Consider the following 9,895-nt stretch of genomic DNA (forward strand, 5'->3'; position numbering starts at 1 on the left):
CCCCCCCCCCCCCCCCCCCCCCCCCCCCCCCCCCCCCCCCCCCCCCCCCCCCCCCCCCCCCCCCCCCCCCCCCCCCCCCCCCCCCCCCCCCCCCCCCCCCCCCCCCCTTTTTTAGATGTGTATAAGAGACAGCCCTCAACCCCTTCAGGAGCAGCAGCATGAGACACGGAGATATTTCCAGCAGCAACGATTGCGTCGGCGTGGCGGTGGTCAACTACAAGATGCCGCGCCTGCACACCAAGGCCGAGGTGCTGGACAACTGCCGCAAGATCGCGGACATGCTGGTAGGCATGAAGCGCGGCCTGCCGGGCATGGACCTGGTGATCTTTCCCGAGTACTCCACGCACGGCATCATGTACGACGCCAAGGAGATGTACGACACGGCCAGCGCCATCCCGGGCGAAGAGACCGAGATCTTCGCCGACGCCTGCCGCAGGGCCAACGTCTGGGGCGTGTTCTCGCTGACGGGCGAGCGCCATGAGGAGCATCCCAACAAGGCGCCCTACAACACCCTGATCCTCATGAACAACCAGGGCGAGATCGTGCAGAAGTACCGCAAGATCATGCCCTGGGTGCCCATCGAGGGCTGGTACCCGGGCGACTGCACCTATGTGAGCGAAGGCCCCAAGGGCCTGAAGATCAGCCTCATCATCTGCGACGACGGCAACTACCCCGAGATCTGGCGCGACTGCGCCATGCGTGGCGCCGAGCTCGTCGTGCGCTGCCAGGGCTACATGTACCCGGCCAAGGAGCAGCAGATCATGGTCTCCAAGGCCATGGCCTTCATGAACAACTGCTACGTGGCCGTGGCCAATGCGGCGGGCTTCGACGGCGTGTACTCGTACTTCGGGCACTCGGCCATCATCGGCTTCGACGGCCGCACCCTGGGCGAGACCGGCGAGGAGGAAATGGGCATCCAGTACGCCGAGTTGTCCAAGCACCTGATCCGCGATGCGCGCAAGAACGGCCAGTCGCAGAACCATCTGTTCAAGCTGGTGCACCGGGGCTACACCGGCACCATCAACTCCGGCGACGGGGACAAGGGCGTGGCCGCCTGCCCGTACAACTTCTACAGCCAGTGGGTCAACGATCCCGAGGGCACGCGCGAGATGGTGGAGTCCTTCACACGCACCACCGTAGGCACGCCCGAATGCCCCATCGAAGGCATTCCGCACGAGGCGCCCAAGCACCGCTGACAGCGTCCTGCCTCCGGGCCTGCAGGCCCGGGGGCAGGCTCGCCCATGAACACGGAAAGGTGAAGAGTGAAGATGAGCACGACAACAACCACAGGCCTGGTGCCCGCTCCCGCCAGTCAGGCCGCCGACCCGCTGGCGGCCTACCGCATCGAGGAAGAGCCCTTCTACCGCCCCTCGGGCCGCGAGGTCCAGCTCTACCGCCAGGCCTACCAGCACCGCATGCCGCTCATCCTCAAGGGCCCCACGGGCTGCGGCAAGACGCGCTTTGTGGAGTACATGGCCTGGGCGCTCAAGCGCCCCCTGGTCACGCTGGCCTGCAACGAGGACATGACGGCCTCCGACCTGGTGGGCCGCTACCTGCTGGATGCCGACGGCACGGCCTGGCACGACGGGCCGCTGACCCTGGCCGTGCGCCATGGCGGCATCTGCTACCTGGACGAAGTGGTGGAGGCCCGCCAGGACACCACGGTCGTCATCCACCCGCTGACCGACGCGCGCCGCGCCCTGCCGCTGGACAAGAAGGGCGAGGTAGTCCACGCGCACCCCGACTTCCAGCTGGTGGTCTCCTACAACCCCGGCTACCAGAGCAGCGCCAAGGACATGAAGCCATCGACGCGCCAGCGCTTCGCGGCGCTGGACTTCGACTACCCGGCGCCCGAGATCGAGGCGGACATCGTGGCCCACGAGACCGGCATTGCCCCGGCCACCGCTCGCAGCCTGGTCAGCCTGGCGCGCAGCACGCGCGAACTGCGCCACCGGGGCCTGGACGAAGGCGCCTCCACCCGCATGCTGATCTATGCAGGCCTGCTGATGCGCGACGGCATGCCGGTGCATGACAGCTGCGACATGACCATCACCAGCGCCCTGACCGACGACCCCGACACTGCCGCCGCGCTGCGCCAGCTGGTCGAGGCCGAGTTCGGCGCCTGAGGGCCGCGCGCCATGGCCATCGTCTCCGTTGCCTTGCCCGAAGAGTCCCGCCTGCTGCACACGCTGGGCCTGCTGGCCAGCGGCCTGGCGCGCCAGCCTGTCGCCGTGCAGGCGCTGGCCAGGACGCCGGCCAGTGCCCCGGCGCCGGGCCAGGCCCACGCCCTGCCGCCGCGCGCCGTGCTGATCGGCCAGCCTGCCCGGCTGCTGGTTCCCGCCAACTTGTCCACTCAGGCACACCTGCACGCAGCAACGATGGCCCATGCCTCAGCCCATCTGCGCTTTTCGCCCGCCCGCCAGGACAGCAGCACCCTCAAGCCCATGGGCCAGGCCGTGGTGGGCGCACTGGAAGATGCGCGCGTGGAGCGGCTGCTGTGCCTGCAGCACCCCGGCGTGCGCCGCTGGTTCGAGGCCTGCATCGCGCCCGAGCCCGATCCATCCGACCTGGGCTTTGCCGCCTTCATGGCCCGGCTGGACCGCATGCTGCTGTGGCCAGAGCGCATGGACGGCAACCACTGGATCCACAAGGCCCGTGACCTGTTCGAGAACACCGCCACGCGCCACGGGCTGGAGGACTACGCCGCATTCCGGGCCATTGCGTCCATCCTGGCCAACGACCTGGGCCAGATGCGCGTGCGCATGGACCCCCAGCACCATGCCGTGCCCAGCACCTACCGTGATGACAACAGCTATCTCTGGCAGCATCCGGAGTCGCCTCAGGGCGAGGAAGACACACTCGCGCTGCAGCAGTCCGCTGCGCGCGCGGCCCCTCCTCCATCGGCCGGCGCCGGACAGCAGTCCGATGCACAGGAAGGCCAGTCGCTGGACCTAGGCCTGGAGCTGTCGCGCCACAGCTATCCCGAATGGGACCGCAGGTCGGAGCGCCTGAAGACGGGCTGGTGCACCGTCATCGACACCCTGCCCGCATGGCAGGCCGAGGCTTTGGCCGGGAAAGGCTCCCAGGCCGGCAGACAGACACTGCCGCCCCTGCCGCTGCCGCCCGCACGCCAGCTGGACCGGCGCCAGCGCCTGCGCCGCCAGTGGGAAGGCGACGACCTGGACTTCAATGCCGCCATCGAGGTCCAGGTGGACCGCCGCCTGAACCTGCGCCCTGAGCCCCGCCTTTTCATCCGCGCCGGCAAAGGCCCGCGCCCCACCAGCCTGCTGGTGCTGATGGACGCTTCCGAATCGGTCAACACGCCCGGCCCCCACGGCGCCAGCCTGCTGGAGCTGGAGAAACAGGCGGCCCTCATGCTGGCCGAATCGCGCGCAGGCCACAGGACCGGCGTGGACCGCCTGGCCGTCCACGCCTTCTCGTCCAACACGCGCGCCGAAGTCCGCTACCTGCGCCTGCTGGACTTCGGCCAGCCCTTTGCCGATGAGGCATCCGCCCGGTTGCAATCGCTGCAGGGCCGCCATTCCACCCGCCTGGGCGCAGCCCTGCGCCACGCCAGCAGCCTGCTGGCTGCCGAGCCTGCTGGCCAGCGCCATCTGCTGGTGATCACCGACGGAGCACCCGCCGACATCGACGTGCATGACGATCGCTACCTGATCGAAGACGCGCGCCACGCCGTGCAGCAGGCCCGCGCCGCAGGCATACGCATCAGTTGCCTGGCCGTGGACAGCCAGGCAGACGGCTATGTGCGCCATATCTTTGGCGGGCGCAACTACGGCATTGCCGACGACGCGCGGCATCTGCCAAGGCGGCTGTCCCAGATGGGCGCAAGGCTCGCAGCCGGCCGCTGACCACGGCAAGCGCCACGGAAATCTCGATTAACCTGAAGCCTGCAAAGAACGCACGCCAGCACCTGGCACAGAAGGAACCCATGAACGACCCCGTCAGAGTCGGCATTCTTTACTCGGCCACCGGCACCACATCGACCATCGGCCAGTCCCAGCTGCAAGGCGCGCAGCTGGCCATCGACGAAATCAACGAGGCGGGCGGCCTGCTGGGGCGTGAACTGGTCGCCGTGCGCTACGACCCGGCTTCCACGCCGGCCCGCTATGCGGCCCTGGCCGAGCAGCTCATCGTGCGCGACGGCATCAACGTCATCTTCGGCTGCTACATGTCCAGCAGCCGCAAGGCCGTCATCCCCATCGTCGAGAAATGGAACAAGCTGCTGTTCTATCCCACGCTCTACGAAGGCTTCGAGTTCTCTGGCAATGTCATCTACACGGGCGCCGCGCCCAATCAGAACAGCGTGCAACTGGCCGACTACATGACCAGCAGCTTCGGCGCGCGGGTCTACCTCATCGGCTCGGACTATATCTACCCCTACGAGTCCAACCGCATCATGGGCGAGCTGGTCATGCAGCACCCGGGCAGCGACAAGCTCGGCGAACACTACCTGCCGCTGGACGCCACCGAGCGCGACTACGCGGCCATCATGCAGGACATCCGAGCCAGGCAGCCGGACTTCATCTTCTCCACCGTGGTCGGCGACTCCACGGCCAGCCTCTACCGTGCCTATGCCGACGCAGGCTTCAATCCGCAGACCATGCCGATTGCCAGCCTCACCACCTCCGAGGCCGAGATCGCCCAGATGGGCGCCGATGTGGCGGCCGGCCACTTCACGGCCGCGCCCTACTTCCAGTCCATCGATTCGCCCGCCAACGCGCGCTGCCTGGCCCGGCTGCGCCAGCGCCTGGGCGACGACTGCCGGCCCAACCTGTGCTGGGAGGCCGCCTACTTTCAGATGCACCTGTTTGCCAACGCCTTCCGCCAGGCCGGCAGTGACCGCATAGGTGAGCTGCTGCCCCATCTGCTGGGCAGCGAATTCGACGCGCCCCAGGGCCGCATCCGGCTGGACCCCGACAACCACCACACCTGGCTGCACCCGCGCGTGGGCCGCGCCAATGCACAGGGCGGCTTCACCATCGTGCGCCAGGCCACCCGGGCCGTCTCGCCCGACCCCTACCTGGTCACCCACTCCCTGGGCGACTGGACCGCCAGCCTCGGCGCCCTGGAGACCTGAGCGTGGATGCCGCCCCGAACAAGGACACCGGCAGCGCTGCCACAGGCCGGCCGCTGCTGGAAAGAAAACCGCTGCTGCGTGCCACCTCGCCCCAACTGAAGGAACTGCGCCAGCTGCGCATTGCCGTCGTCCACCCCGACGACGCGGACGGCCGACTGCTGGCCCAGCAACTGCAGCGCATAGGCTGCCAGGTCCAGGCCATCTGGCCACCCCAGCCCAGCCTGCCCGAGGGCACGGACGTGGTCTTCCTGGCAGTGCGCCCCGATCACCTGCAGTTGAACTACGCCTGGACCCAGGGCGAGGGAGAGAGCCCGCCCACCGCCATCGCCGTGGTCAACTACGAGAACCCCACCATCGTCTCCGCCGTGCTGGAACTGCAGGTGCAAGCCATCCTGCCCTCGCCCATCCGCTCCTTCGGCCTGCTGTCCACATTGGTGCTGGCGCGCAGAAACCACAAGGAATCACGCCAGCAGCAGCAGCGCATCGCCAAGCTCCAGGCCAAGCTGCTGGGCCAGCGCCGCGTGGCCGAAGCCAAGGCCATCCTCATGCAGACCCACCAGATCAACGAAGACCAGGCCTACGACATGATCCGCGCCCAGGCCATGAGCCGGCGAAGCTCGGTGGAGGAGATTGCCCAGGCCATCTTGCATGCGAGCGAAATACTGTCGCTGGGCAAGGGCGTGGGCGGGTAAATCACGCAGGACTCCTGCCGCCAGCAGCCATGGCTTGACCCCGGGGAACCAGGGTCCTCTTTTTTGAACGCATGCAGCGTGTGAAGAAAAAATGGCTCCCGATGCGGAGCACGCAGGGCTTGTGAATACTTTGATCAATAGTTACCCACCAAACCGCCCACGTATGTGAATGTCACTCTCGTTCGATGAGAATCTGATAATGGATTATCAACATCAATTACTTTGTCAAATTTTGCATCGATTGCAAAATCGAACGACTCTCAGATTAGTATTTCATCCTTGAGCATTGACGTGTTGGGCGTCAACAATAAACCATAATATCGCGAGGCATAAAATGATAGAAGGCGGATGGTGGAAAGCCTATACCAAAAATGGCCGGTATATAGGACTGATTGAAGGAGATGAATTCATAGTCGGAGACAAGAGAATTTTATACAGAATAAGCAACAGCAAGCTATATTCCACAGAAGTACCACCTTCACATATAGCTGACATATCAAAAAAACAAGCGATTACATCCAACGGTGAAATTCTGCTGAAATTCTTTAAGACGACCAGAGAACGAAAACCATTAACAACTTGATCAAACCCATACCAAAACAATTACAAAATCTCGAAAATCATCAAACAGCCGAGGCCATGGCACGAATCGGCAGTTTCCGGCCAAGATCAACACGCAATTGCATTCTGCGTATCAAGTCCGTCGTCAAAACTCGACCTGCCGTAAGCAATACCAACCCTTCCCTCGATACGAAGTCTTGAGCCAAAATCATTCCTGGCCGGAGCTCCGAACAGGGAACATAAAGTGGGGCTGGGTCGGCAACGGGGGTTGCCTGTATCAAAATCTGCAAGAAAGCATCGACAATCTCTGGATCAAATTGTGTTCCTCTACCATGCGAAACGAGGGTTCTTGCCTCTGCACAATTTAGTGGCTTGCTGCTTAAATGTCCTATCATCAGGTCATCGTAAAAATCAGCAACCGCTATTATCCGAGCTCCTATTGGAATATCCTTCCCTTTCAGGCCATCAGGGAAACCTGCCCCGTCGAATCGCTCATGGTGGGACCTGACGAGAGTAGCGACCGGGTGCGCATCGTCTATCGGCAGAAGCAACTGTTCTCCCAAGCTGCTGTGATTCCTATATTTTTCCAGCTCTTCATGACTCAAGCTTGGGACGGGCTTGTTCAACATCCCATCGGCAAGAGTAATATGGGCAATATCATGAATGAGCGCAGCAACAAAAGAATTCTGCTGATCTTCTTCGCTTAGCTGCATGATATTTGCGGTTCGACGGGTCAGGTCCGCAACGCGTCTAGAATGCCCTGCAAGCAGCCCACCCCGCCACTCAAGAAGATTGGAAAACATCCGGATAGCTGCGACGAAATTCTTTTTAAGCTTCCTATGCGCCTCCAACAATTCGTCGTCGTGCACATGGGCAGCAAGCTCAACAGTTGCATTTAATTCTGCCAGCTCCTTTGTCAGCGCTCTATTTTTTTGATCCAGACGAATATTCTCATGGCGTGTGATTTTCTGATCGTTTAATTGATCAATAGCATCCAAAAATTGCTCACTACTCCAAGGTTTTACTATGTGACGGTACAAACCCATCAAACGACCAACGCCTTTCGGAATCACAGTTCTGCCGTATTCCGAAAGAAAAATCACAAACAGGTCAGGGAACTGTCCAACAATGCTCTCCAACCACTGTCCGCCATCCTTGTCAAGTACATGCGTATTGCATATCAACAAGTCAATTCGTCCACCAGAAAACTCCGCCAATGCTTCTGGCGGGCTTGCTGCCATCCGCAGATCATATCCAGCCTGACCAAGCAACAGGTTTAACCCTGCAAAGTCCTCCACCTCCGGGTCAATCAACAATGCCTGCAACCGCGATTGCTGTGCAAATGATTCTTGTTTATCTTCAGCATTCATTTGGCATGCCTCCAATTTCATTATTCGATGCGTCGATCGATGAGTCTCAAGAATATGACATCGAAAGGCATTGGTGAAGATAGTAATTCTTTACTAGCATCACGCAATTGAAGATCAAATTCATTCGAATCCTTTCATCCACTTACATGTAGCTACCACCACCAACCTCGCGCAATAGATGATTTTTGCGTCAGTGATGCCACTCGCTTGGATTCAAGGCAGTCTTGTCGGCGATGGTCAGTGCCGCGCCAGCGTCGGCAAGGCACGTCCCCGTGCACAGGGACGATGGATGCGGCGCTGAACCCACTGCAGCCGAAGGCCGAGCCGGATGCACGCATCGCGGAAATGATGAAAACAGAAAAAGCCGGTGCGGTGGAAGAGGTTCGCGCCCAGGTTCATGAATGCCAGTTGACCGAGCAGAACATGTTCCCTGACAGCGGCACCAAGGCGAAGAGCTTCGTGGCCATGCCCAGATTCCGCGCCCCCCCCCCGAGACAGGTGCTACCCGGATCGGCCGCAGCAAGCCGCCGAACTGGATCAACGGCAAGAACGGCAGGCAATTCCTGATCGAAAAGGCCAAAAGTTAGGCGGCGTGCAGCCGATACACCAAGCAAGGAGGTGCGCGCCAAGTCTAGGCGGCGCCTCAAGCCCCCGGGGTGCGTGCGCGCCAGGGGCTTTTTCTTTGGAGATTGACCCTTCCGAACTGGACCGTGAGCTTGGAGGCCTGGAGGTCAGCCAGGCCAGAGGCCTGCAGGCGTGCGATGTCGGCCTTTTTGCTACGGCTCCACTCAGTCACGTTTTCAGCTGCGCTGACATGATCCCGCAGTAGCTCCCCCACTGAAACTCTGTTGTGCTGCATCTGCCCGATGCGCGCTCCTGCTCAATTTCATACACGCGCCTACACAGCCACTCGTCCACTAAGACCTTCCGATGAAGGCCGGACTCTTGCCGTGGATGAACGTACAGCTCCCATTGGCAGGACCTGTACGGTGTCAGCCAGCAAGCCGCCTGCCCGCTTGTGCGCGGTGATCACTCCCATTGAGTGCTCAGAGTTGAACAAACAGGAAAACGGGGTTGAATGGCGAAGAACCAGGCAACGACGCCAGAGCAAAAAACCCAATCAGATCAATGACAAACGTAGAAAATCAAGCACCTGCCAGAATGTGGCGCATGTCCGTTGCGCCCATGATGGACTGGATTGATTCTTGAAGAGAATCATTATCTGACAATAACTTAGAGGCATACCCGGCCTCCTCTGTAGCAACTATGCTGCATCGCTCGCTCAGTTGCGCTTCTAATTTTGCATAGATCCGGCTGTCTGCATGTACTGACCGATGGGGGCAGACCTACCAAGCCCAGAATCCTTTGAGCAGAAAGGCACATCGACCAATCTGGGAGTACCACATGCTCAAGGGGCTGCGACCAACGGATTTAAAGTCCGATCCACCGAAATAGAAATGAGAGAAAACACCTTTTCGATCAATAACTTGCAGCGATAGCCACATTTCTGATGTTTTCGAAATCATGCCTTTTCACCCTATTTCAGCCTACTTAGGGCAGGTTTTGGTCATAGCAAAAGACCTGTATGTCTCGCCAGCTGTTTGCACCGGAATTGGCTAGTAGCCCGGCTGCACCCTAGTGGCGAGGATGCATGGAGGCGACCAGCTCTGTGCTGATCTACCTCATCACCTGACGCTTGTAAGTACCAGTGCCAACCTGTGCAAGTCGCCGCGCTTTCCTAGGTTTCCTACTCCGCTGGAAAACGCGCCCTAATTAAGAATTCAATTACACAATACCCATTCAAAAATGCAATTTTAGTGATACCTTAGATACATAAAAGATAAACTGTAATGCAAAGCACGCTAATTTTAATGAGCCCAATTGAAAATTATCTGAGTTCACGAAGCGATACACTAAATACCTTCACCTATAACCGCTTCGCGAACTATATTTTATAACCTATCCGTATTTTACTTCACTTCAGCATTCTTACAAACCATTGGCCATAACGAGCAGCCATTCTTGCATGGCTTGTTCCATATGGAGCCGTTGATACCTCTGCCCCCATCAAAGCCAAGTCTAAATGGAGTTTTTCCACCGAGAAATTTGAGCCATTTCTTTTATTTACAGCCTTCACAACATCGCTCATTTGCTCCTGTCTCTTATACACATCT

The 9,895-nt window shown here is 60.2% G+C and carries 8 protein-coding genes; 6 read left to right on the plus strand and 2 right to left on the minus strand.

The features are described 5' to 3' along the window. Positions 1-158 precede the first annotated feature (158 nt). The 5 genes from JHD82_RS27680 to JHD82_RS27700 all read left to right on the plus strand — a co-directional run bounded on the left by JHD82_RS27680 (position 159) and on the right by JHD82_RS27700 (position 5,790). Positions 159-1,196, plus strand: a complete 1,038-nt coding sequence (locus JHD82_RS27680) for an aliphatic amidase (protein ID WP_012205469.1) — start codon at positions 159-161, stop codon at positions 1,194-1,196. A gap of 72 nt (positions 1,197-1,268) precedes the next feature. Then, positions 1,269-2,126: a CbbQ/NirQ/NorQ/GpvN family protein gene (locus JHD82_RS27685; RefSeq protein ID WP_199140018.1), complete on the plus strand. Its 858-nt coding sequence runs from the start codon at positions 1,269-1,271 to the stop codon at positions 2,124-2,126. 12 nt (positions 2,127-2,138) lie between these two features. After that, positions 2,139-3,869, plus strand: coding sequence for a nitric oxide reductase activation protein NorD (locus tag JHD82_RS27690; RefSeq protein WP_199140020.1), 1,731 nt, complete (start codon positions 2,139-2,141; stop codon positions 3,867-3,869). A gap of 80 nt (positions 3,870-3,949) precedes the next feature. After that, entirely contained in the window at positions 3,950-5,098 is a 1,149-nt protein-coding gene (locus JHD82_RS27695) for a transporter substrate-binding domain-containing protein (protein WP_199140023.1), read from the plus strand. A 2-nt stretch (positions 5,099-5,100) separates the two neighbouring features. Continuing rightward, complete coding sequence (locus JHD82_RS27700) at positions 5,101-5,790, plus strand: ANTAR domain-containing protein (protein WP_199140025.1); 690 nt, start codon at positions 5,101-5,103, stop codon at positions 5,788-5,790. 623 nt (positions 5,791-6,413) lie between these two features. Here the strand turns inward: JHD82_RS27700 and JHD82_RS27705 are convergent. Further along, positions 6,414-7,721, minus strand: coding sequence for an HD domain-containing phosphohydrolase (locus JHD82_RS27705; RefSeq protein ID WP_199140027.1), 1,308 nt, complete (start codon positions 7,719-7,721; stop codon positions 6,414-6,416). Between the two features lie 285 nt (positions 7,722-8,006). Here JHD82_RS27705 and JHD82_RS27710 point away from each other — a divergent pair, with 285 nt between their 5' ends. Beyond that, positions 8,007-8,288 (plus strand): hypothetical protein, encoded by a 282-nt coding sequence (locus JHD82_RS27710; protein WP_233174920.1) that lies wholly within the window; start codon positions 8,007-8,009, stop codon positions 8,286-8,288. Positions 8,289-9,696: 1,408 nt separating this feature from the next. Here the strand turns inward: JHD82_RS27710 and JHD82_RS27715 are convergent. Continuing rightward, the coding region (locus JHD82_RS27715; RefSeq protein WP_233174921.1) for a hypothetical protein at positions 9,697-9,895 on the minus strand (199 nt) is incomplete at its 5' end.

It is taken from the genome of Delftia sp. ASV31 (assembly GCF_016428765.1).
Classification (GTDB): Bacteria; Pseudomonadota; Gammaproteobacteria; order Burkholderiales; family Burkholderiaceae_C; genus Comamonas; species Comamonas acidovorans.